At 61.0% G+C, this 23,519-nt stretch carries 22 protein-coding genes and 1 pseudogene; 7 read left to right on the top strand and 16 right to left on the bottom strand.

Annotated features, from left to right (window positions below; all coding sequences use genetic code 11):
• Positions 1-274 precede the first annotated feature (274 nt).
• Positions 275-2,116 carry an HNH endonuclease signature motif containing protein gene (locus DYI20_RS01740; protein WP_166769901.1) on the top strand — a complete coding sequence of 614 codons (1,842 nt, stop codon included), beginning with the start codon at positions 275-277 and terminating at the stop codon, positions 2,114-2,116.
• Between the two features lie 10 nt (positions 2,117-2,126).
• Here DYI20_RS01740 and fbaA read toward each other — a convergent pair whose 3' ends face one another.
• Genes fbaA through pyrE form a run of 4 tightly spaced genes read right to left on the bottom strand, consistent with a single transcriptional unit; the run spans position 2,127 to position 4,780 of the window.
• Positions 2,127-3,149, bottom strand: coding sequence for a class II fructose-bisphosphate aldolase (gene fbaA, locus DYI20_RS01735; RefSeq protein ID WP_110101271.1), 1,023 nt, complete (start codon positions 3,147-3,149; stop codon positions 2,127-2,129).
• Positions 3,150-3,184: 35 nt separating this feature from the next.
• The gene (locus DYI20_RS01730) at positions 3,185-3,859 is read right to left on the bottom strand and encodes a TrmH family RNA methyltransferase (RefSeq protein ID WP_110101270.1); all 675 of its coding nucleotides are present in this window, start codon (positions 3,857-3,859) and stop codon (positions 3,185-3,187) included.
• Entirely contained in the window at positions 3,856-4,206 is a 351-nt protein-coding gene (locus DYI20_RS01725; protein ID WP_122548719.1) for a hypothetical protein, read from the bottom strand. The genes DYI20_RS01730 and DYI20_RS01725 overlap by 4 nt, the downstream gene beginning before the upstream one ends.
• Before the next feature lie 22 nt (positions 4,207-4,228).
• Complete coding sequence (gene pyrE / locus DYI20_RS01720) at positions 4,229-4,780, bottom strand: orotate phosphoribosyltransferase (RefSeq protein WP_110099088.1); 552 nt, start codon at positions 4,778-4,780, stop codon at positions 4,229-4,231.
• A gap of 157 nt (positions 4,781-4,937) precedes the next feature.
• On the opposite strand from pyrE, the gene DYI20_RS01715 reads away from it, so the two are divergent.
• Genes DYI20_RS01715 through nadE form a run of 4 tightly spaced genes read left to right on the top strand, consistent with a single transcriptional unit; the run spans position 4,938 to position 7,377 of the window.
• Positions 4,938-5,336 (top strand): hypothetical protein, encoded by a 399-nt coding sequence (locus tag DYI20_RS01715; protein ID WP_110099087.1) that lies wholly within the window; start codon positions 4,938-4,940, stop codon positions 5,334-5,336.
• On the top strand, positions 5,318-5,671 hold the full coding sequence (locus tag DYI20_RS01710) for a hypothetical protein (protein ID WP_110099086.1): 354 nt from the start codon (positions 5,318-5,320) through the stop codon (positions 5,669-5,671). Before DYI20_RS01715 ends, DYI20_RS01710 begins: the two co-directional genes overlap by 19 nt.
• Positions 5,672-5,722: 51 nt before the next feature.
• Positions 5,723-6,517 (top strand): exodeoxyribonuclease III, encoded by a 795-nt coding sequence (locus DYI20_RS01705; RefSeq protein ID WP_110101268.1) that lies wholly within the window; start codon positions 5,723-5,725, stop codon positions 6,515-6,517.
• Between the two features lie 44 nt (positions 6,518-6,561).
• Positions 6,562-7,377 carry an NAD(+) synthase gene (gene nadE / locus DYI20_RS01700; RefSeq protein WP_110101345.1) on the top strand — a complete coding sequence of 272 codons (816 nt, stop codon included), beginning with the start codon at positions 6,562-6,564 and terminating at the stop codon, positions 7,375-7,377.
• Positions 7,378-7,380: 3 nt separating this feature from the next.
• Here the strand turns inward: nadE and DYI20_RS12495 are convergent, their stop codons facing one another.
• Positions 7,381-7,542 carry an AMP-binding enzyme gene (locus DYI20_RS12495; RefSeq protein ID WP_233487981.1) on the bottom strand — a complete coding sequence of 54 codons (162 nt, stop codon included), beginning with the start codon at positions 7,540-7,542 and terminating at the stop codon, positions 7,381-7,383.
• Between the two features lie 233 nt (positions 7,543-7,775).
• A pseudogene (locus DYI20_RS01695) lies at positions 7,776-8,786 on the bottom strand (AMP-binding protein); the annotation flags it as partial.
• Between the two features lie 69 nt (positions 8,787-8,855).
• On the opposite strand from DYI20_RS01695, the gene DYI20_RS01690 reads away from it, so the two are divergent.
• Positions 8,856-10,484 carry a glycoside hydrolase family 13 protein gene (locus tag DYI20_RS01690; protein ID WP_110101258.1) on the top strand — a complete coding sequence of 543 codons (1,629 nt, stop codon included), beginning with the start codon at positions 8,856-8,858 and terminating at the stop codon, positions 10,482-10,484.
• A gap of 36 nt (positions 10,485-10,520) precedes the next feature.
• A complete protein-coding gene (locus tag DYI20_RS01685; protein ID WP_110101257.1) occupies positions 10,521-11,186 on the top strand; it encodes a metal-dependent transcriptional regulator in 666 nt (221 codons plus the stop codon).
• On the opposite strand, the gene DYI20_RS01680 is transcribed toward DYI20_RS01685, so the two are convergent.
• From DYI20_RS01680 to DYI20_RS01635, 10 genes are all read right to left on the bottom strand, one after another.
• Positions 11,183-12,640 carry a phytoene desaturase family protein gene (locus DYI20_RS01680; RefSeq protein WP_110099082.1) on the bottom strand — a complete coding sequence of 486 codons (1,458 nt, stop codon included), beginning with the start codon at positions 12,638-12,640 and terminating at the stop codon, positions 11,183-11,185. The two genes, DYI20_RS01685 and DYI20_RS01680, sit on opposite strands and share 4 nt — an antisense overlap.
• A complete protein-coding gene (gene purL, locus DYI20_RS01675) occupies positions 12,640-14,919 on the bottom strand; it encodes a phosphoribosylformylglycinamidine synthase subunit PurL (protein WP_110101256.1) in 2,280 nt (759 codons plus the stop codon). Before purL ends, DYI20_RS01680 begins: the two co-directional genes overlap by 1 nt.
• A gap of 8 nt (positions 14,920-14,927) precedes the next feature.
• Positions 14,928-15,647: a phosphoribosylformylglycinamidine synthase subunit PurQ gene (gene purQ, locus DYI20_RS01670; RefSeq protein WP_110101255.1), complete on the bottom strand. Its 720-nt coding sequence runs from the start codon at positions 15,645-15,647 to the stop codon at positions 14,928-14,930.
• Positions 15,644-15,913, bottom strand: coding sequence for a phosphoribosylformylglycinamidine synthase subunit PurS (gene purS / locus DYI20_RS01665; protein WP_110101254.1), 270 nt, complete (start codon positions 15,911-15,913; stop codon positions 15,644-15,646). The genes purQ and purS overlap by 4 nt, the downstream gene beginning before the upstream one ends.
• A gap of 159 nt (positions 15,914-16,072) precedes the next feature.
• Positions 16,073-18,241: a 3-hydroxyacyl-CoA dehydrogenase NAD-binding domain-containing protein gene (locus tag DYI20_RS01660; protein WP_110101253.1), complete on the bottom strand. Its 2,169-nt coding sequence runs from the start codon at positions 18,239-18,241 to the stop codon at positions 16,073-16,075.
• Between the two features lie 11 nt (positions 18,242-18,252).
• Complete coding sequence (locus DYI20_RS01655) at positions 18,253-19,461, bottom strand: acetyl-CoA C-acetyltransferase (RefSeq protein WP_110101252.1); 1,209 nt, start codon at positions 19,459-19,461, stop codon at positions 18,253-18,255.
• A 136-nt stretch (positions 19,462-19,597) separates the two neighbouring features.
• On the bottom strand, positions 19,598-20,608 hold the full coding sequence (locus DYI20_RS01650) for a glycine betaine ABC transporter substrate-binding protein (protein WP_233487975.1): 1,011 nt from the start codon (positions 20,606-20,608) through the stop codon (positions 19,598-19,600).
• Positions 20,605-21,351, bottom strand: coding sequence for an ABC transporter permease (locus DYI20_RS01645; RefSeq protein WP_110101251.1), 747 nt, complete (start codon positions 21,349-21,351; stop codon positions 20,605-20,607). The genes DYI20_RS01650 and DYI20_RS01645 overlap by 4 nt, the downstream gene beginning before the upstream one ends.
• Before the next feature lie 2 nt (positions 21,352-21,353).
• Complete coding sequence (locus DYI20_RS01640) at positions 21,354-22,577, bottom strand: ATP-binding cassette domain-containing protein (RefSeq protein ID WP_110101250.1); 1,224 nt, start codon at positions 22,575-22,577, stop codon at positions 21,354-21,356.
• Positions 22,574-23,215 carry an ABC transporter permease gene (locus tag DYI20_RS01635; RefSeq protein WP_110099074.1) on the bottom strand — a complete coding sequence of 214 codons (642 nt, stop codon included), beginning with the start codon at positions 23,213-23,215 and terminating at the stop codon, positions 22,574-22,576. The genes DYI20_RS01640 and DYI20_RS01635 overlap by 4 nt, the downstream gene beginning before the upstream one ends.
• Positions 23,216-23,519: the final 304 nt, after the last annotated feature.

The raw sequence follows: 23,519 nt of genomic DNA, 5'->3' as shown, positions 1-23,519 counted from the left end.
CTCTAAACGACCACCGTGGGCTGGAATACCTCCGCAGAGTTGTTGCCGGTGACTGTTCAGACGTCGCACATGTTCGATTAAGCCGTTCGAGTGCCGGTTGTCCACTGTTCGAAACGCACACTTGACGTCAACCGCAACTCCCGCATGATTAAGCGGTTTGCAGCCATCCACACCCTTCGCGCACACCCTTGTTATGGGAACAGCTGTACGATATTATGGGAGTATAACTCGAACAATCAGATGGTTTATCGAACGCATTGAGGTGGTGAAGAGCATGTCAGTGACGGCGGATCCGCGCAGTCGCGACATGCAGGCTGTCCCGGGCCTCCTCGACGAAGAAGCCCTGCGAGAGGCATCGCCGGGCGAGATGCTCCACGCCGCGTGCCGGGTACTCCAAGCATTAGGGTCGCGCATGGGCTCAGAGAGTGCCTTCGATGACCTCGCCAGGTGGCGCGAAGACGCCTCGGCTACCGACTGGAACTCCACGCTGGCCTCTGATCGTGATTCCGAGCAGGTCGAACTCACCGCACCGGATAACTATCACGACAGCTTGCCCGGTCTCACCCATGCAGCCGAAGAACTCAGCACCGGTCTTGACGGCCTCCAGACGACGCTGATGGGGCTCACCACCCGGGCCTTGACCACGACCGCAGAACAACAAGCAGTTCTGGGAGTTCCCCGCACAATTCGAGGACCGAAAAATGAAAAAAAGTACCTCGAGGAATACCACGGACTGGGTCGCAGAGATATCGCCCAGCGAACGATGCGGGCCCACTATACGGTTCCGCCCCCACCACCGATTTCAGGTGGCCCCGCCCCTGAACTTGAGTTCCCAGACTTTGCGCGTAGCTTCCAGCGCGGTCACATGCGGACCGCTAACGCCGACCGCCTGATCAAGCTCACCGAAGATCTCAAACGCTATGCCCGTAGAACATCCGCGGATCCGGCACGGGTGGACGCGATTCTTCACGAAATGATGCCAGTGCTGACCCGTCACGCAGAAACCATGAGCGTCGGCGACTTCCATCAAACGTGCCGTGAGTGGTTGCCCAAACTGTGCTACTACATTGATGCCGACGGCCCCGCACCCGAAGATGGCCTTGAACCACAACCAGCTCAAGAACAGTTCTGGGTCGCCTCGCGACAGGATGGTGGTCTGGACTTCGGCGGGACCGTCTTCGGCCTCAATGCCGAGCTGTTGCGAACCATTGAGGCCGCAGCAAACAACTATGCCGTGCTACGTCGTGGTTCTGAGACAACCGGTGTCACTGACAGCCACAACTCAGATGATGAGAGCTCGGCGACCGAGCCGAAGAACCCGGTTATTCAGGCATTGAAAGCAAACTTTCCCGAGATTTCCCCCGATGCACTGGCCAGTATCGATGCAGCGGGAAACCAGCACTCCTTTGACGGGGAGAACCTCTACGATCCCCGTCATCGCGCACACCGTGCAGTGAACGCGCTGTTCGGTGTACTGATTGCCGGCATTGGCGCCGGGAACGCCAAGAACGGGTTGCCAGCAACGCGCGGTCAGTCCACCAAGATGATCATCTCGATGGACTACGAGACCCTGAGCGAACAATTGTCGCGACGACACCAACTCGATGACGATTTGAAGAGACAATCACTCGTGAAGTTCTTCAGTCACCACCGAGAAGGCGATCCAGTCGATGATGATTCTCCGGGCCACCGATTCAGATCTGAAGGTCAATTCTCTGGAACCATTCATCCCAGCAAATTACGATCAGCCGCCTGTGACGCAGGATTGATCCCGCTGGTGTTTGGCAGTGACAGTGAAGTGCTCAATCTTGGCCGAGAAAAACGAATGTTCTCCACCGCGCAATACCGTGCATTGGTGGCTCGAGATCGTGGTTGTGCCACACCGGGGTGTACTATGCCCGCTGCCTATTGCCAGATCCACCACATCACCGAATGGGAAAACGGTGGCGACACCAATATGGGCAATGCGGTCTTGCTCTGCCAGGGCCACCACACCGATGTGCACTTAGGCAAATGGCGCATTCAACGCATCGACGCCAAGGGGGTCTGGTTTGTCCCAGAACCCTGGGTGAGCCCAGATCCAACCCCTCGGCGTAACGCATATTGGCATCACTAAGGGTCGCAGCTTATGTCAGCGCGTGGCCAGCCGATCCCAGCGCCTGGCAGGCCTGAACGATCCGCTCGCTCATAGAGGCTTCGGCTTTCTTGCCCCAGGTACGCGGGTCGTACATTTTCTTGTTGCCGACTTCGCCATCAACTTTGAGCACCCCATCGTAGTTCTCAAACATGTGGGCAGCCACCGGACGCGTGAAGGCGTACTGGGTGTCGGTATCGATGTTCATCTTGATCACACCATAGGACACAGCGTCAGCAATTTCTTGATCTGTCGAGCCCGAACCACCGTGGAAGACCAGGTCGAAGGGGCGCTCCACGCCGACCTTGGCTCCCACCTCACGCTGGATTTCGTCCAACAGCTCGGGACGGAGCTTGACATTGCCCGGCTTGTACACCCCGTGAACGTTACCGAAGGTCAGCGCGGTAATGTAGCGACCCTTCTCGCCGGTTCCCAAAGCCTCAACGGTCTTCATGCCGTCTTCGACCGAAGTGTAGAGCTTGTCATTGATCTCGTTCGCCACTCCGTCTTCTTCACCACCGACAACACCGATCTCCACTTCGAGAATCTGGTGGTTGGCCTGAGTTCGCTCCAGGAGCTGTTCGGCAATGCGCAGGTTGTTTTCCAGAGGCTCTGCCGAACCATCCCACATGTGAGAGTTGAAGATCGGATCACGACCGGCCTTGACTTCTTCGGCGGAGGCGTCCAGGAGCGGGTTAACGAAGCCCTCGAGTTTGTCCTGCGGGCAGTGATCGGTGTGCAGAGCGATGGTGACACCGTAGGAATCAGCAACTACCTTGGCGAAGGCGGCGAAGGCCTTCGCCCCCACGACCATGGATTTCACCGACTGACCAGAGAAATACTCGGCACCACCGGTCGAAACCTGGATGATCCCGTCAGACTCTGCCTCAGCGAAACCGCGGATAGCAGCGTTGAGAGTCTGTGAACTGGTGACGTTCACCGCGGGATAGGCATAGCCACCCTTTTTCGCGGCGTCAATCATCTCAGCGTACTTATCGGGGGATGCGACAGGCATATAAGCTCCTTCATCGATCTGGTTTTGCCCCCAGTCTAACCATCCACCACCCGGCGGTCAGGACCTGCCGGGCGAACCGCATGCTGTCGCACCCATTCATGCATCGCGATACCGGCGGCCACCCCGGCATTGATTGAACGGGTTGAGCCATATTGCGCAATGGCCAACGTTGCCGTGGCAGCCCGATGAATGTCCTCGGAAATCCCCGGTCCCTCTTGCCCAAAGACCATCACGCATTCCCTCGGGAAGCTGAACTCCTCGATCGCCACCGAATCCTCAAAAAGGTCCACGGCCAGAATCGGTAGGTTGTTCTCTTGCGCCCACGCCACAAAGTCGTCAATAGTGGGATGATGCTCAACGTGCAGGTAGCGGTCGGTGACCATCGCACCACGACGATTCCACCGGCGTTTGCCAATGATGTGCACCCCAGCGACGTTAAACGCGTTCGCGGTTCTCACCACGGTTCCGATATTGAAATCGTGCTGCCAATTCTCGATGGCAATGTGCAGACCGTGGCGCGATCGGTCGAGGTCGGCCACAATGGCCTCCACTGTCCAATACCGGTACCGGTCCAACACATTGCGACGATCACCCTCAGCCAGTAGTTGCGGATCGTACTGTTCGCCGGTGGGCCAGGGTCCTTCCCAGGGGCCTACACCGACTTCACGGTGGTAGCCGTTGTCGGTGGGGTGCTGCGCGGAGTCCGTCACGTCGTCGGGCCGTCGATGTGCGGCTCGGTGTGCCGATCATGCACCGCCCAGGCGGCCCCCGAGGCGATGCCGGTGACCGTCAGTACCGATGGCCACGCGCCAATTTTCTTCGATAACCAGTGCGACGCGCCGAAAGCGCCCAGGTATACCGTCGCCAGTCCCACGGCGCGTCCAGCGCCACCTGCTTGCGCCCAGGCTTTTGTGGCGTAGCTACCGGCCACACCCAGTCCGACCGCGCCCAGGGCCCGAATCTTCGTCAACCGAGCCGTGGCGTAGCCACCGATCAGCCCGGCGATCACCGCCGGTGCGGTCTTGCGGTGCTGAATCTCCGTCTTGTGGTCTGCCATAGTGATCCTCCTTCAGGGATGGTTAGAGTCCGAGATCGCTCAAACGGAAGGCGGCCAGATACGGGACGCCGGCCTCGTCTTGGATCCGCTCGGCCGCTCCGGTATCCCGATCGACCAGCACAGCGACGGCTTGGACCTCACCGCCGGCAGCGCGCACACCCTCAACGGCGGTCAAGGCAGATCCGCCGGTGGTCGAGGTATCTTCCAACACCACGACTTTCCGCCCCTCGATCGAGGGTCCTTCCACCTGGCGTCCCATACCGTGTTCTTTGGCCTGTTTACGCACCACGAAAGTATCCAACTCCCGGGCCGGGTTGGCTTGGTGCAACATTGCGGTGCCGACCGGGTCGGCGCCCATGGTCAATCCTCCGGCCGCGGAAAACTCCACGTCGGAGAGTAACTCCAACATGACCCGCCCCACCAGCGGAGCTGCGCGGTGGTGCAAAGTGACTCGCCGCAGGTCGATGTAATAATCGGCCTGTTTGCCCGAGGACAGCGTCACTTTTCCGTGCACCACCGCCAAGTCTTTGACGAGTTCTGCCAGTTCAGCGCGATCCGAAGCATAGGTTCCCATGCAGGCTAGTTTACGCGGTGCATCGCCGGATCAGCCTCGGCGGGTGCACCGCCCACTGTTTATCCTGGTCAACACATCGTGAGTTGGAAATTGGCGTCACGAGCGTTGCCCCTTTAGTAGAGTGTCAACAGCACCGCTTTTTCGGAGATGAGGAACCATGAACCTGAAAAAAACCGTTCTCGGAATCAGTGCCGTGGTCGGGCTGGGTCTCACCCTGACCGGTTGCACTGGCAACGATGAAATCGCCACGACCTGTCAGAAGCTCAACAACGTCACACTCAAGGTCCAAAACGCCCTAGGGGAGTCCGGCGATGACGCCGAACGCGCCACCGGCCAGATGGAATCGGCGTTAAACGAATTTTCTCGGATGGTTCATGACACCTCCGATCAGGAGCTTGCCAACGCTCTGGAAGATATCGAAGGCTCCTACCACAGCGTCTACCAGTCCCTGGAAGACGGAGCCAGCATCGCAGAAGCCCAACAACAGGGTCTCGAGTCACAGGTCGATCCCACATCGGCCGAGGTTCTGGTTGATAAATGCGCCTCCGGCATCTAAGTCTCATTACTCTCGCGACGGGGTTGGCGCTGACCGGGTGTAGCTCCGGTGGCGATGACGCGCTCGAAGACTCGTGCGAGCAATTGCAGGGCCTACCTGAGCCCGCCGATGAGGGATTCATCGAGCAGGCCGAGGAGATCAAAAATAACGCCTCGGATGAGCAACTACGCCACGGCATCGACCAGGTCATCTCCATGGCCGAGATTCTGGAAGACCACCGCACCGGCGATACGTCGGATACCGACGCCTACGCCGAGGTGGTCGAGCTGGCCGATGACGACGAGTTTGTGGACGGGATGACCTATCTGCAAGACCACTGCGAGGTGCAGTTCTAGTCCGCTTTATGGAGTCCACGTGTGGTGGTGTGAAAAACGAGGAGACGTAGCGTGAAATTAGCGACCTGGAATGTGAACTCACTGCGGGCCCGGGCCGACCGGGTGGAGGACTTCCTCGAGCGTAGCGACACCGATGTGTTAGCCATCCAGGAAACCAAGTGCAAAGATGAGAACTTCCCCTGGGAGGTTTTTGAGCGCTTGGGTTATGCGGTCGCACATTTCGGGTTTAACCAGTGGAACGGTGTCGCGATTGCCTCCCGGGTGGGCCTCACCGATGTCCAACGAACCTTCCCGGGCCAGCCGGCCTTCGGCAAAGGCGGTCACGACCCGGTGCAAGAGGCTCGGGCAATCTCGGCGGTCGTAGGAGAAGATCTGCGGGTGTGGTCGTTGTACGTTCCCAACGGTCGGGCGCTCAACGATGAACATATGGCGTATAAGCTCAACTGGCTGGATGCGTTGCGGGAGCACATTGGCGCTGAACTCGACGAGAACCCCCAGCAAAAATTAGCACTGGTCGGCGACTGGAACATTGCACCCTACGATCAGGACGTATGGGATATCGAATTCTTCTATGAGAACGAGATGACCCACGTGTCCGCTCCGGAGCGGGAGCGCTTCCACGCGTTCGAAGAGATTCTGCACGATCCCGTGCGCGACCAGCACGAGCAGGCTTTTACCTACTGGGACTATCAGAAACTGCGTTTCCCGAAGAACGAGGGCATGCGGATCGACTTTGCCTTGGTCTCACCGGCAGTGAGCACCGGGGAAACCATGATCGATCGGGACGAACGCAAGGGTAAGGGCCCCTCGGACCACGTTCCGGTGATCGTGGAGGTTTGCTCATGAGGAAGGTCTCCTGGTGACGTGATCTAATAGATAGCATGGGTGCTATGAGCACGAGCGCACAGCAACAGATCATCAGCGCCCTGAACGTCGCCCCGGAGATCGATCCGGCCACCGAAGTCCAGCGCCGGGTGGAGTTCTTATGTCAGTACCTGCGACAGGCCGGAGCTTCCGGGCTGGTGTTGGGCATTTCCGGTGGGGTGGATTCCACCGTGGCGGGCCGGTTGGCTCAGCTGGCCGTCGAGAAGCTCCAGCAGGACGGTATTGAAGCGCGGTTTACGGCAGTGCGTTTGCCGTATCGGATGCAGGCCGATGAGTCCGATGCCACCGCTGCGGTGGAGTTTATTCGTCCGACCCGGGCAGTGACGTTCCAGATCGGTCCGGCCACCGATGAGTTCGGTGAGACCTTCCGTCAGGCCACCGGCGAGCAGATCAGCGATTTCAATTTCGGCAATGTCAAGGCGCGGATGCGCATGGTGGCGCAGTATGCTCTCGCCGGGATCGATGGCGATCTGGTGGTGGGCACCGATCACGCCGCGGAGGCGGTGACGGGGTTCTACACCAAGTTTGGGGATGGCGCCTTCGATATCGGCCCGCTCCAGGGACTGAATAAGCGACAGGTGCGCAGCATCGCCCGGTATTTGGGTGCACCGGAACATTTGTGGGCCAAAGTCCCCACCGCGGATCTGCTCTCCGATCAGCCCCAGCGCACCGATGAAGATGAGCTGGGACTGACCTATGATCAGATCGATGACTTTCTCGAGGGCAAGATCGTTCCCGAGGACGTGGCTGAGCGGATCATCTCCGCGTACCGGGCCTCAGCGCATAAGCGTGCGCTACCGGCAGGTCCGGTCGCGTCCTAAAGGCTAGGACTGTCCGCGCAACTCGTTCTTGCGGATCTTTCCGGTAGCGGTGCGCGGTAGTTCCGTCAGGATCTCGAAACGGTCGGGCACCTTGAACCCGGCGAGTCGTTCCCGGCAGTGGGCCCGCAGGTCCTCGGGATCGACGTCGCCGACAATGTAGGCCACGGGGCGTGGATCACGCCTTCCACCTCGATCGAGGAGATGTTCTCGCCACCGGAAATGATGATGTCTTTGAGCCGGTCAGTCAGTCGTAGGTAACCGTCGGGGTCGATCACGCCCACATCGCCGGTGTGGTACCAGCCACCGGCGAAGGCAGTGGCGGTGTGGTCGGGATCCTTGAAATATTCGGCCATCACGCCGTTACCGCGGACCACGACCTCGCCGAGGGATTCCCCGTCGTGCGGTAAGAAATTCATCTGCGGATCCACCACGGCCAGCTCGCCGGCGTGGATCATGGGCACGCCCTGCCGGGAGAGCTTGGCGTGGCGGTCCTCCCAGTCGGGTTGGGCCTGAGTAATCGAGAAGGGCCCGTAGGTTTCGGTCAGTCCGTAGACCGGGATCGGCGTGATGCCCAGTTCTTCCAGCCCGGCAATGATCGACGGTGGCGGGGCGGCCCCGGCGGTGGTGAGTTTGACGCCCGGGACTGGGTGGGCGCGGGGCGAATCCAGGATAGTCGCGCACACCACCGGCGCCCCGCACAAGTGGGTCACGGTATCGAGCTGGTCCCAGATAGCGTCCTGACGAACCGCACGCAGACACAGGTGGGTGCCACCGGCGGCGGTGACAGCCCACGGTGTGGTCCAGCCGTTGCAGTGGAACATCGGTAGCGTCCACAGGTATCGGGTGGTGGCATCATAGCCGTAGTGGTAGGCAGCCGACAGAGCGGCCAAATAGGCCCCACGGTGGGTATACACCACGCCTTTCGGCGGGCCGGTGGTACCGGAGGTGTAGTTCAGCGCGATCGGGTCGTCCTCTGCAATCGTCACCGCTGGTGGGGCGGGAGCATCGGCGATGAACCGCTGGTACTGCTCATCCAGCGTGATCATTTCGATCCCGAGCTCGGTACACACCGGTGTCAGACGGTCGGCGACATCCGGGTCGACGAACACGATCCGGGCCTCAGCGTGATCGAGAATGTAGCGGAATTCGGCCGAGGTCAGGCGCGGGTTGAGCGGGTTGAGGACCGCCCCCAGCATCGGCACCGCAAAGTGGGCGACCAACATCTCGGGCAGGTTCGGAGCCACCACCGAAACGGTCTGGCCCGGCGAGACGGTGGCCGATAAGGCCCCGGCGAGCTGGCGCACCTGCTGGTGAAATTCGCGATACGTCCAGCTGGTGCCTTCACATTCCACGGCGGTGTGGTCGGGATAGATGGCGGCGGTACGGTCAAGATACGTGACGGGAGTCATAGTGTGGCGCATGAGTTCAGATTAGCAGGTCAGCAGAACTGCCTGTCCGGGTGCGATTAGGCTAGAACCATGTCCAAAACTCCCTGGTGGTCCCATGCTGTCATTTACCAGATCTATCCCCGCTCCTTTGCCGATTCCACGGGGTCGGGGATGGGTGATCTGCCGGGGGTGATCGCCAAGCTCCCGTATCTGGCCGAGCTCGGGGTGGATGCCATCTGGCTCTCGCCCTTTTACGTCTCCCCGCAACAGGACGCCGGCTATGATGTGGCCGATTACCGGGACGTGGACCCGCTGTTTGGCACTCTAGCCGATGCCGACCGGCTGATTACCGCCACCCACGAGCACGGGCTGAAAATCATCGTGGATTTGGTGCCGAACCATACCTCGGATCAGCACCCCTGGTTCCAGCAGGCCTTAGGCGACCCGGCCGCCCGGGATCGGTATATTTTCCGCGACCAGCCCAATAACTGGTTGTCGCATTTCGGAGGAAAGGCCTGGACCCAGATTACCGAACCGGATGGCACCCCGGGCCCGTACTATCTGCACCTGTTTGACACCTCGCAACCGGATTTGAACTGGGAGCACCCCGAGGTGCGCGAAGAGTTCGAGAATATTCTGCGGTTCTGGTTGGACCGCGGGGTCGATGGGTTCCGAGTTGATGTGGCCCACGGGCTGGTCAAACAGGCTGGACTACCCGATCATCCGCACCGGCCGGGAATGATCACCGATGCCGAACTGGATCACAATATCACTGATTCGGACAGCTTCACCCCGGTGCACCCCTTCTACGATCAGGAGGGCGTGCACGAGATTTACCGTAGCTGGCACCGGGTGCTGGAGGAATACCAGGATCGGATGATGGTTGCCGAGGCCTGGATCTCGCCGCTGTTCCGGCTGTTCCGCTACGTGCGCCCCGACGAGATGCAGCAGGCCTTTAACTTCACCTTCCTCACCGCCGGCTACGATGCCCAGGCGCTCCACGAGGCTATTGACATCTCGTTCGCCGAGGCGCACGCGGTGGGGGCGCCGGTGACCTGGGTGCTGTCGAATCACGATACGGTCCGGCACGCCTCCCGCTTCGGACTGCCGGATCCCACCAGCTATCCGGACAGCATCACCGCCGAAGACATCCAGCCGGATGAAGCCCTGGGACGCCGACGCGCGTTGGCGGCGGCGATGATCGAGCTGGCACTGCCGGGCTCGGCCTATATCTATCAGGGCGATGAGCTGGGCCTGCCCGAACACACCACCCTGCCGAACGAGGCACGTCAAGATCCGACCTACCGGCGCACCCGGGGTGCCGAGTACGGTCGCGACGGGGCCCGGGTGCCCATGCCGTGGCGGGCCGGTCAGCCCGACGGGTGGCTTCCGGCCCCGGAGTCCTATCACCGCTTGGCCGTGGATCAACAAGACGGGGTGCCCGGATCATTTTTGGAAACCTACCGGCAGTTGTTGCGCCTGCGGGCTGAATACCGGTTGGGTTCCGGTCAGTTCGCCTGGTCCGCCCACCACGATCCGCACCGCGGGGTGCTGGCCTTTACCGTCACCACTGAAGACCATACGGGGACTCAGCGCGTCGAGGTTATTGCCAATCTGTCGGATCGGCCGGTGACGGTCGCCCCCGGGGAACTACTGATCGGCCCCGGTTACGCCGAGAGCATGGTGGAGCCCGATTCCACCGCGTGGCTCATACGGTAGTGTTAGGTTAACCTCAGTCAAGGAGTGAATGCCACGATGTCCGATCACCACGACCTGGTCGATACACAGGAAATGTATCTGAAGGCCATTACCGAATTGCACGAGGCCCGCCTGCCGGCCCTGCGCGCCCGGTTAGCCGAACGCTTCGAGCAGTCCTCCCCGACCGTCTCGGAGACGGTAAATCGGATGTCGAAGGCCGGGTTGCTGGTGTTGGGCAACGACCGGGTGTTGCACTTTACCGCAGAAGGCGAACAGCAGGCCTTATCGGTGATGCGCAAACACCGAGTGATCGAGCAGTTTTTGCATCAGGTGGTCAAGCTCGACTGGTCGAAAATTCACGCCGAAGCGTGCCGATGGGAGCACGTGGCCAGTGATGAGGCCGTGGAGTTGATGGACGGGCTCTTGGAGCACCCGGAGGTGGATCCTTTCGGCAATAAAGTCCCGCAACTCAATGGTTCCCAGGTGCATTCGGTGGACCAGCCCGCCGATGACAGCATTGTGGACCGGGACCACGGCATCCTGTCGCGGATCGGGGAAATCGCCCAGATTGATCAGGAGTTCTTGGCCGATTGCCTGGCCCAGGGCATCACGCTGGGTACCGACGTCACTGTGGAACAGGTTCCGGACGGGTATGTCTTGATCCACGGCGAGGCTGAGGTGTTTGTGCCCGAGGGCTATGCCCGAGGGGTGTTCCTCAGCTAAGCTTCCCGGGGTTCCGCCCCCATCGCCTGGGCGGCCCAGTACCCGGACATACCGTGCACCCCGGCCCCGGGCGGGGTGGCTGCCGAGCCCATAAAGAGCCGGTCGGTGAGCCGGTAGGGTTCGCGGGTGAGACCGGGACGTAGCACCGCCTGACTGCGGGTCATCGCCCCACCGGCAATATCGCCACCGATGAGGTTCGGGTTCCAGTCCTGCAGATCTTGTGGGGAGACCAGGTGGCGGTCCAGGATTCGGTCGCGGAAGTCCGGGGCGAACCGGGAAATTTGGGCCTCGATCCGCTCGGCTACCAGTCCGCGACGGGGCTCGTGATAATTGGCCGGCACGTGCGCGTAGGTCCACAGGATCGTGCGCGAATCGGTGGTCCGGCTGGGGTCAGCGACTTGTTGCTGACACACCATCACAAAGGGCCGTTCGGGCATGCGTCCGGCGGTGATCTGGGCTTCGGCCAACCGGATCTCAGCGGCTTGACCGCCCACGTGAACGGTCACGGCCTGACCGACGCGGTCATCGCTCCAGGGCACCGGCCCGTCGAGCAGATAGTCGACCTTATACACGCCGGGTCCGTAGCGCCAGCGAGACAGCCGGCCCAGGGTGGTATCGCTCAACCCGGCGGCGGTCTCGCGTCCGGCGAGGGTCATCACCTGGGCCGGGGTCATATTCAGCAGGATTTTCTCGGCATCCAACTCGTGTAGCGAGGTGATCTCCGTATCGGTGTGAATCCGTCCGCCGTGGCTGGTAATCACCGATCCCAGGGCGTCGGAAATGGCCTGGGAGCCCCCCTCGGCCACCGGCCAGCCACGGGTCATGCCCAGAGCGCCGAAGATCGCGCCATAGGCGGAGGTAAACGGGTGACCCAGCGGGGTGATGGCGTGGGCGGCCGAGCCGATAAATAGCGCCCGGGCGGGCTGGTCGCGGAAGGCGGTGCGAGTGAACCACGTCGAGGGTGGGGATCCGAACAGCCCGAATTGGGCCATGCGTACCGGGTGGGCAGGGAACCGCAGCAACGGACCCATGACGTTTTCCAGGTCCTTGTCAATATTGTCGACCAGGGACCGGTGAATCATCCGCCAGGCGGTGCCGTCGCCACCGAGTTCGGCGGCGGTGTCTTCTAGGCTGTGATGTAAGACCACGGCCGAGCCGTCGTCCAACGGGTGGGCCATGGGGTAGCGGCCGTGTCGCCAGCGTAGCCCATGATCGGTCAGTCGCAGTCGGGCGAAGACCGGGCTGGCCACCCCGAAGGGGTGGGCGGCAGCCCCCAGGTCGACCACGGTGCCGGGCCCGAAGATCTCCGCTGAGGAGCTGGCTCCGCCGATGCGGGCATTGCGTTCGTAGACGTCGACCTGCCAGCCGGCCTTCGCTAGCAGGGCGGCGGCGGTGAGCCCGTTGGGGCCGGCGCCGACGATGGCTGCCGTACGGGATGGTGAGCTGGTGGGCACTATCCGAAGTACTCGCTGATCAGGTTCGCACGGGTCCGGTTGATCTCACTGAACATCAGTGGCTCAAGCCCGTTGATGTGCAGGCTGGTGGAGGCGGTCACCGCCCCGATCTGCGCCAGTGGCACGTGGTGCGCTTCGGCCAGTTGCTCCAGGGCGGTCACCTGCACCGGAGGCACCGAGACGATGGCCCGACCCTGAGATTCGGAGAACAACAGGGTCGGCAGGTCAATCCCATCGCGGTCGGCCACGTGGTTCAGCTCGCACTCCGCGCCGACCTGGAACCGCAGGCAGGCTTCGGCCAGCCCGGCAGCTAGTCCCCCACCGGAGAGATCGTGGGCCGCGGAGATCAGCTGGCGTTGTGCGGCGGTCTGCAACAGTTGCGCCAGTGCCTTTTCGGCAGCCAGGTCGACCTGGGGCGGTACGCCGCCGAGGTGCCCGTGCATCCGCGCCAGTTCGGAGCCGTCGAGCTCATCGGCGGTGGTGCCCAGCAGGTAGATCACGTGACCGGCGTGGGCGGACTGCCAGCCAGAAGGTACCCGGTTCTCCACGTTCTGGTGTACGCCCAGCACGGCGACCACCGGGGTGGGGTGGATGGCCTGGGCGCCGGTGGAGTTGTATAGCGAGACGTTGCCACCGGTAACCGGGATGCCCAGTTCCAGGCACCCATCGGCCAACCCGCGCACGGCTTCGGCGAATTGCCACATCACCGCTGGATCTTCCGGGGAGCCGAAGTTCAGGCAGTCGGAGACCGCCACCGGGCGGGCCCCGGAGGTGGCCACATTGCGATAGGCCTCGGCCAGGCTGGCCTGAGCGCCGGTGTAGGGATCCAGGGTGGTGAACCGCGAGTTGCAGTCGGTGGCCACGGCAATGCCGAGCCCGGTGGTTTCGTCCACGCGGATCACCCCGGCGTCATCCGGTTCGGCCATGGCGGTGTTGCCCTGCACGTAGGAGTCGTACTGGGCGGTGATCCAGGAGGTATCGGCCAGATTCGGGGTGGAGAGCAAGTCCAAGATGGTCTGGCGCAGATCGGCCTCGGGGGCCTGGAAATCGAGGGCCTGGAAGTGGTCGGTGGCCAACGCGTCCTGACTGTCCGGACGGTGGTAGGGGCGGTGGTATTCGGGCCCGTCATGAGCCACGGTGCGCGGGTCCACGTCGACGATCACCTCGCCGTCCCACTCAATGATCAGCCGGTTGGTGTCGGTCACCTCGCCCAACACCGAGTACTCGACCTCCCACTTATCCATCACGGCTTCAAAGTCGGCCAGTTTCTCGGGGGTGACGACGGCCATCATCCGTTCCTGGGATTCTGACATCAGAATCTCGCTGGGGGTCAGGCTCGGGTCACGCAACAGCACCTGGGTGAGGTCCACGTGCATCCCGCCCTCACCGTTGGAGGCCAACTCCGAGGTGGCACATGAAATGCCGGCAGCACCCAGGTCTTGGATACCTTCCACCAGTCCGGAGTGGAATAGCTCCAGGCAGGCCTCGATCAGGACCTTTTCGGCGAACGGGTCACCGACTTGCACCGCCGGGCGTTTGGAGGGTTTGGTGTCGTCGAAGGATTCTGAGGCCAGCACGCTGGCGCCACCGATGCCGTCACCGCCGGTGCGGGCACCGAAGAGTACGACCTGATTGCCCGCCCCCGAGGCGTTGGCGGTGCGCAGATCCTCGTGGCGCAGTACGCCGACCGCCAGCGCGTTGACCAACGGGTTACCGCGATAGCACTCGTCAAATTCGGTTTCTCCGCCGATATTGGGTAGCCCCAGCGAGTTACCGTATCCGCCGATTCCGGCCACTACGCCGGGGAGTACCCGTTGGGTGTCGGGGTAGTCGATCGGACCGAAACGTAGCGCGTCCATGACCGCCACCGGGCGGGCACCCATCGAGATAATGTCGCGCACGATCCCACCCACGCCGGTGGCTGCACCCTGGTAGGGCTCGACGAAGGACGGGGAGTTATGGGACTCGATCTTGAAGGTCACCGCCCAGCCGTCACCGATGTCGGTGACCCCGGCGTTCTCACCGATGCCCACCATCAGGTCCTGACGCATCTCGTCGGTGACCTTCTCACCGAATTGGCGCAGGTGGACCTTGGAGGACTTATAGGAGCAGTGCTCGGACCACATCACCGAGTACATCGCCAGCTCGGCGTGGGTGGGCCGGCGCCCCAAGACCTTTTTGATCTCGGCGAACTCGTTGTCCTTCAATCCCAGTTCGGCCCAGGGAAGTTCTTCATCGGGGGTGGCAGTCGCGTGGTCGACGGTGTCGAGGTTGAACATCGTAATCCTTAGGCTCTCGCAAGTGAGGTCAGCACGGACTGGAACACGCCCAGCCCATCGGTTCCCTGGCGCATGGTGGCAGGTGTGGCGGTTCCGGAGGCCAGTGAGGGGCCGAAACCGGCTTCCACCGCGTGTTCGGGGTGGGGCATCAGCCCCACCACAGTGCCTGCCTCATTGGTGATACCGGCAATGTCATTGCGGGAGCCGTTCGGGTTGTGGCCACGGTAGCGGAAGACCACCCGGTTGGACTCCTCCAGCATCGCCAGCGTCTGCTCATCGGCAACGTATTGGCCGTCCTGGTTCTTCAAGGGCACCACAATCTCCTCGCCCTGACGAAACGAGGACGTCCAGGCGGTGGTAGCGTTGTCAATGCGCAAACGTTGATCGGTGCGGATGAACTTCAGGTGATCGTTTTTGATCATCGAGCCCGGCAATAATCCGGCCTCGGTGAGGATCTGAAACCCGTTGCAAATGCCCAGCACCGGCAGGCCGGTCTCAGCTGCGGCCACCACCTGGGTCATCATCGGGGCTTTGGCGGCCATCGCCCCGGCGCGCAGATAGTCGCCGTAGGAGAATCCGCCGGGGATCACCACCGCGTCGCTACCGGCCAGGTCGGTGTCCTTGTACCACAGCTGCACCGGCTCGGCGCCGGCCAACCGCACCGCTCGGGTAGCATCGCGGTCATCGAGTGTTCCAGGAAAGGTGATAATGCCAATACGTGGGCTCATGCCTGCTCCACCGCATCGTCGTCAGCCACAGACACATTCACCACGTCTTCGATCACCGGGTTGGAGAGCAGTTCTTCACCGGCCCGACGTGCTGCCTGCAGGTGGGCCTCGGTGACCTCACCGTCGACGAACAGTTCGAAACGCTTGCCCTGACGGACTGCGGAGAAATCGGAGATCCCGATTCCGGGGAGCTGGTGGGCAATGGCTTTACCCTGCGGATCAAGAATTTCGGGTTTGAGCATCACGTCAACGACGATACGAGGCATCTGCAGTCTCCACCTTCTGACGAAATCGTGTACGTCAAAATCTTAGGCGCTTCAGCCACGCTTTGCCTATTCCGGGGGTTTTCATTGCGGGGTTAACACACCGCACCCGCCAGCACACCTCAAAGAAGCGCTGACGGGTGCGATGAGTATATGGAGTTTTTACTCGTACTTCTCGCCGGCCTTGGCCTTCGCGATCAGCCCTTCGGAGGGCAGGAAGTGGTCACCGTACTTCTCGGCGAGCTCCCGAGCGCGAGCCACGAAGCCCTGCAGGCCGCCGGCGTACTGGTTGACGTACTGCAACACGCCACCGGTCCAGGCCGGGAACCCAATACCGAGGATCGAGCCGATATTAGCATCGGGTACCGAGGTCAGCACGCCTTCTTCCAGGCAGGCAATGGTGTCCAGTGCCTCAGCGAAGAGCATGCGTTCCTGCAGGTCGATCAGCTCCGGCACCGAGGTCCCGGACTTGAAGTGCTCCCGTAGCCCCGGCCACAACAGCTGACGCTTGCCGTTCTCGTCGTAGTCGTAGAACCCGCGACCGGACTTGCGGGAAGGACGATCGGCTTCTTCCACCATCCAGCGCAGTACGTCCTGGGAAGGGTGGTGTGGGGTCTCGATGCCGGCAGCACGGTCTGCTTCTTCGGCCTCAGAACGGATCTTCAGCGGCAGGGTCAGCGTCAGGTCGTCCAGCAGCGACAGCGGGCCGGAGGGGTAACCGGCCTGCATCGCGGCGTGCTCGACGGTGGCCGGCTCCACACCTTCACCCACAGCCGCCAGGGCTTCGCGCATGTATTTATCGATCACCCGGGAAGTGAAGAAACCGCGCGAGTCGGTGACCACGATCGGGGTCTTGCGGATCGCGGCCACGTAGTCGAAGGCGCGTGCCAGTGCCTCATCGGAGGTCTTCTCGCCGCAAATGATCTCCACCAGTGGCATCTTGTCGACCGGGGAGAAGAAGTGAATGCCGATGAAGTCTTCCTGACGGTCCACGCCAGCAGCCAGCGAAGTGATCGGCAAGCTGGAGGTGTTGGAGCCCAGCAGTGCGTCCGGGGTGACAATGTCCTGGATCTCCTGGAACACCTGGTGTTTGAGCTCCACGGATTCGAAGACCGCCTCGATGACGAAGTCCACGCCCTCAAAATCGGAGGCCTCCCCGGTCGGGGTGATGCGGTCCAGCAGAGCCTGGGACTTTTCTTCGGTGGTCTTGCCCCGCTGTAGAGCCTTGGCCTCAAGCTTGCGGGCGTAGTCCTTACCCTTTTCAGCCGCCTCCAGCGAAACGTCCTTGAGCACCACGTCCAGTCCAGCCTTGGCGGACACGTAGGCGATGCCTGCGCCCATCAAACCGGCTCCGAGTACGCCGAGCTTTTTGATCTCCCGCGGGGCAATGCCGTCGGGACGGGAGCCACCGGACTTGATGTGCTGCATGTCGAAGAAGAAGGCCTGGATCATGTTCTTGGCCACCTGAGAGTGGGTCAGGTGAATGAAGTACCGGGTCTCAATCGCCAGTGCGGTGTCGATATCCACCGAGGCGCCCTCTACCGCAGCAGCCATGGCAGCACGCGGTGCCGGGAAGTTCGCGCCCTTCAGCTGGCGACGCAAGAGTGCCGGTAGGGCCGGCAGCTGGCTGGCGACCTTGGGGCTCTTCGGGTCCCCGCCGGGGATTTTGAAGCCCTCTTGGTCCCAAGGCTGGACCGGTTCGGGGTTGTTCTTGATCCAGGCCACCGCAGCCTCGCGGAGCTGCTCGGCGGGCACCAGCTCATCGATGAGCCCCAGCGCGTGGGCGTCCTCGGCCTTGAACTGGGTACCGGGAATCACCACTTTCTGCAGGGCGTCCTGGATACCGAGCATGCGCACCAGGCGAGTCACACCGCCACCGCCGGGAAGCAGTCCCAGGGTCACTTCGGGCACACCGTAGCGTGCCTTGGGATTATCGGAGGCGGCCAGTCGGTAGTGCGAGGCCAGGGCGATTTCGAGGCCACCGCCCAGGGCGGCACCGTGCATGGCGGCCACCACGGGTTTACCCAGTTGCTCCAGACGACGCAGTAGCGACTTGATGTGGCTGAGTTCTGCCACCTGGGCGTCGGTGTTCTCGGGGGTCATCTCGCGCAGTTGCTCGAGGTTACCTCCGGCGAACCAGGTCTTTTTCGCCGAGGTGATCACCACGCCGGTGATCTCTTCGGCTTCCAGCCGGTCCACGGTGGCTGAGAAGGCCTGCACGAAGTGGTCGTTCATGGTGTTGACCGAGGCATTGGGGTCGTCCATGGTGATGGTCACGATGCCATCGGCGTCTTGGTCCCACTGGTATCCGGTGTAGTTCTCTGTCGTCATGACTGTTCCCCTTAGACTCGCTCGATAATGGTCGCAATACCCATGCCGCCACCGATGCACAGGGTGGCCAGACCGCGCTGCTGGTCGGTGCGCTCGAGCTCATCGAGCAACGTACCCAAAATCATCGCGCCGGTCGCACCCAATGGATGGCCCATGGCGATGGCACCACCGTTGACGTTGACCTTTTCATCCGGAACGCCCAGCTCCTTCTGCCACTTCATCACCACAGCGGCGAAGGCCTCATTGAGTTCGAACAGGTCAATATCGTCCACGCTCAGACCCGCCTTGGCCAGTGCTTTCTCAGTGGCCGGGGTCGGGCCGGTGAGCATGATGGTCGGTTCCGACCCGGTGACCGCCGTCTGAATAATCTTGGCGCGCGGGGTCAGGCCCAGCTTCTCACCGATCTCGGCAGAACCGAGCAACACCAGGGCGGAGCCGTCAACGATGCCGGAAGAGTTACCGGGACCGTGGACGTGGTTGATCCGCTCCAACCAGTGGTATTTCTGCAAGGCAACGTCATCGAAACCAGCCTGGGCACCGATCTTGGCGAAACTGGCGGGCAGTTCGCCCAGGGATTCCACGGTGGAGCCGGGACGGCGGTGTTCATCGTGGTCGAGCAGCACATGACCGTTGATGTCTTTCACCGGCACGATCGAGCGGTCGAAGCGACCTTCTTGCCACGCGGTCTCAGCCCGCTGCTGGGAACGAGCGGCGTAGGTGTCGACGTCTTCGCGGCTGAAACCTTCCACCGTGGCAATCAAGTCTGCGGAGATACCCTGGGGCACGAAGTAGGAGTCATAGGCGGTGGCGGGGTCCTGAGAGTACGGGCCACCGTCAGCACCCAGTGGCACCCGCGACATGGATTCCACGCCGCCGGCCAGCACGAGATCTTCGAAGCCGGAGCCGATCTTCTGGGCGGCCAGGTTCACAGCTTCGAGGCCGGAGGCGCAGAACCGGTTGACCTGCACACCAGCCGCCGTGTCAGGTAGGGACGAAGCCAGGGCAGCGGCGCGAGCGATATCTCCACCCTGGTCTCCAACCGGGGAGACCACGCCCAGGACAATGTCGTCAATGAGTTGTGGATCTAACGAGGGGTTGCGTTCTTGGATAGCCTCGATCAAGCCCACCACCAGGTCGATGGGTTTCACCGAGTGCAACGACCCGTTCTTATTCTTCCCGCGCGGAGTTCGCACGGCATCATAGATATATGCCTCGGGCATGGACCTTCCTTTTCCTTTTCTGTGAGCTAGGACTCAACCAACAGTATTGAGGATAGCGTCTCATACCTGCAACTCGAGTTACAGGTAGCTGAGCCCGAGACAACGTTTTAGCGGACGTTGTCATGCCGTCCGCTCCCTAGCTGTCGGTGACTACTCCCAAATCTTTAAGGTATTCATAGGCCACGTCACCGTAATCTTCTCCGTCCACGTCCACGCGGGCATTAAGTTCCTGCATCCGGTCATTGTCTAGGTCAGCGACGACCGGCGCAAAGAGGTCTTCAAGCTGGGGATATTGCTCGGCGAGCTCACTGTCAACGACCGGTGCCATGTTGTATTTGGGGAAAAATCCCCGCGGGTCTTCCAGCGCTACCAGGTCCAACGCCTTAATACGACCGTCGGTGAAAAATACCTCACCGAAGGTACAGGTTCCGTTAGCAAGGGCCGCATAGATCGCTCCGGTGTCGATAATCGACACCTGTTCAGAAGGAGGTTCATCCATCCCGTATTCCTCCAGCATCGGGATAAACCCATCATTGCGAGCCTGGAACTCGGCATCCACACAAAATGTTTGTTCTGCCTCGGGGAGCTTCGTCATATCGTCCAGGGATGAGACCCCGTATTCTTCAGCCGTCTCCCTGCGCACAGCCATTGTATACGTGTTGTTCATGTCAGCGGGCTCGTACCACGTTAGCCCGTTGGACTTGTCCGCGTCCCGCACAGCTTCGTATTGTTCCTGGGAATCGGGTATCGGATCAGTGTGCCCCATATATGTGATCCAGGCTGTCCCTGTATATTCCAAGGTGAGGTCAACATCACCTGTCAACTGGGCCTGGCGAACCGAGGTCGAGCCGGGAATATTCGTCAGGTCCTGAACGTCAGCCCCCGCTGACTGCAGTAGCACCACAGCGATCTTGCCCAGAAGGATTTGCTCGGTGAAGTTCTTGGAACCAACGGAAATACTGGCACCGTCAAGGCTAATGTCGGCGACCTCACCGGTCAGCGTCCCCGAGGGAGTGTAACCGCCGGCAGTACCCAAACCACAACCGGACAGGACCAGGCTTCCGATGAGCCCGAGACTACTCACGCCGATAACAGCTCGACGTTTAGCGACCCGAAGCAACATCTTCAACGACATTGACCGTTTCACGCAGTCACCCCCTTCGGAGCCAAGATCGCTTCGCACAGTCTTCCCACCCATTCGATCAGCAGGGCTAGAGTACCAATCAACAGGGCACCCGAAATCAGAATGGGAAACCGGTACAGGCTGATTCCGGTGGTGATGAGTGTCCCGAGGCCACCAGCGTCAATAAAAGTCGCGAAGGCCCCAGCACCCACCAATAGCACGAGTGCTGTGCGCACCCCCACCATGATCACTGGTAGTGCCATCGGTAGCTCGACTCTGAAGAGAACTTGCCACGGAGACATCGAAATCCCCCTGGCAACCTCAATAAGTTCGGGGTCAACGGAGCGCAAGGCTGCAATCGTATTGGCCAGCACGGGCAAGAAAGCGTAGATCCACAGCGATACAACAGCAGTTGTCGCCCCGAATCCCCACCACATAGCCAGTAGCACGATCACACCGATCACCGGTGCTGCCTGTCCCATATTGGCAATGAAGGTCACCGGAGTTGCCAGCCGGCGTAAGCTACCGCGCGTGAGGAGAATTCCGACGGGAATCGCGGTGAGTACTACAACAATGGTGCAGACCAAGACCAGTACAACGTGCTCGCCCGCCATGACCGCCACGTTGGAGAGGTCCAAGGTACGGGCTTCAATATCGTCCAAAGTTGCGGCCGCTTGCCAGACCAGCCAGCCCCCCAGCAAGATGATCACGAGCACCGGGATACCCGCCAGCAAGATTTTGTCTTCGCGAGAAAGCCTTCGCCACATGATCAGTTCACTCCCCGCACATCGTCAGTCAGATTGTCGGATGAACCGGGCTGTTGCTCGTCGTGTACCGGCTGCGCAACCTGTTCATTCAGGGCGCGGACATAATCCGTCACCGTCTCATAAAGCAACACACCCTGGTAGGTGCCACGCTTGACCACCATGGCACCACCGTGGGAGGAGGTGAGCATTGCGTCGAGCGCGTCATTGAGAGTTGACCGGTGGTCGATGACGGTCTGCAAATCCGCCTTGGGATCTGGCACCGTAGCCTGTCGTTGGAGCGTGCGCAGGCTGACCCAGTCACGGGGCTCGTCACGCTCATTAAGGATCACAACAGCACTCGCTCCCTCTACTGTGGCCCGTTGCACTACCTCATCCACAGACTCGCCAATCCGGGCTGTGGGTGGATGCGACAACCCAAGTTCGTCAACCCGCCGTAAGCTGAGCTGTTTTAAAGTGGATCCAGCACCGATGAAATCGTCGACAAAATCGCTGGCCGGTGCGGCGAGAACCTTTTCTGGCGTGTCGTACTGCGCGATCGTGGCTCCTGGTTGGAAAATCACCATCCGGTCACCCAGTTTGATCGCTTCATCTATATCGTGAGTCACGCACACGATAGTCTTCTGCAGTTCAGACTGAATCCGCATAAGTTCATCCTGCAACCGCGAGCGCGTCACCGGGTCAACCGCGCCGAACGGCTCATCCATCAGCACGATCGGGGGATCAGCAGCCAGTCCACGCGCCACACCCACACGCTGTTGCTGTCCGCCGGAGAGTTCCCTCGGATAGCGGTCACGGTAAATCTGCGGGTCAAGCCCCACCATGTCCAGAAGCTCATCTACTCGGGCGCGGATCCGCTTCTTATCCCACTTGAGTAGCCCCGGGACGAGGCCAATATTGGCGCCCACAGTCAGGTGCGGCAACATCCCACCGCCCTGAATCACGTAGCCGATATTGCGACGCAACCTCGTGGGATTGTGGTTGGTCACATCGTCCCCGTCAATCAGAATCGTGCCAGCGCTTGGTTCGATCAGTCGATTGATCATCTTCAACGTGGTGGTTTTCCCACATCCCGATGGCCCAACAAACATCACCATCTCACCGGCAGGAATGACGAGGTCCATCTCCTGGACGGCAGGATTTTTCTGCCCGGGGTACCGTTTGGAAACCTTGCGAAGTTCGATCTCAACGCCGCGGTTGGATTCGTGATGACGCTGTGACTCTGTCATGCTTTTTGTCCCTTCGAAGTGGTGAGCCGGGTCAGACCCATGAGTAAGAGGTCAAGAATGAGCGCCACGATCACGATGCCAAAAGTGCCGACCAAGGCGTAGTACACCGCGTTTGCCCCTCCAATTTGACTGAGGCCCGAGAAAATGTATCCACCCAGTCCAGGTCCTAGGGCATAGGCCGCGATGGCGGCTACACCCATGGACATCTGAGCAGAGACTCGCACGCCGGTCATAATGATCGGCCAGGCCAGTGGCAACCGCACTCGAAACAACACCGCCGCAGGCCCCATCCCTTGACCACGGGCGGACTCGACAACCAGCGGATCTATGGCTTGCAAGCCGACAATGGCATTTCGCATGATCGGCAGGATCGCGTAAAAGGTCACCAAGACCACCGACGGTAAAGTACCGATACCCACGATGGGAATCACCAGCCCAAGCAAGGCCAGTGAGGGCACGGTCAACCCGATAGAGCTCAGAGCGTTCGCAACCGAAGCACCCCACGGCCGTGACGACACCAACATTGCGATCACTAAAGCAATAATCGTGGCTAAGATCAGCGCTTGAACCACTAAGCTGGCGTGTTGGTAGGAGCGAAAAAGAATATCTCCCCACCGCGAAGTTAGAAACTCAAGCACATTCAGGACCGCCTTCCAAGGAATCCATGAGACGTCATGCGTCACCCTCAGGTCGTCGCAGGGCGAGTTTAACGGAGTGATATTTTCTTATTCAACCCCCCGACGTACCTTATTGATATTGAGCGCGTAGCTCAGGTCGTGCCTCACGTATCGTGAGCGCGAAGCCATAGTGTGAACGCATGGATAAGGACATTGTCTCGATGAGTGCTCGGATTGAAGTCACCAAGCAATTACGTAGGGATTATCGCACGGGGTCCAAGGCGGAGAAGTCAGCGATTTTAGATCAGTTTTGTGCTTCCACTGG

Source organism: Auritidibacter ignavus, assembly GCF_003703835.1.
Classification (GTDB): domain Bacteria; phylum Actinomycetota; class Actinomycetes; order Actinomycetales; family Micrococcaceae; genus Auritidibacter; species Auritidibacter ignavus.
Note: the sequence above shows the minus strand (reverse complement) of the source record. Positions and strands in the feature narration are given on the sequence as shown.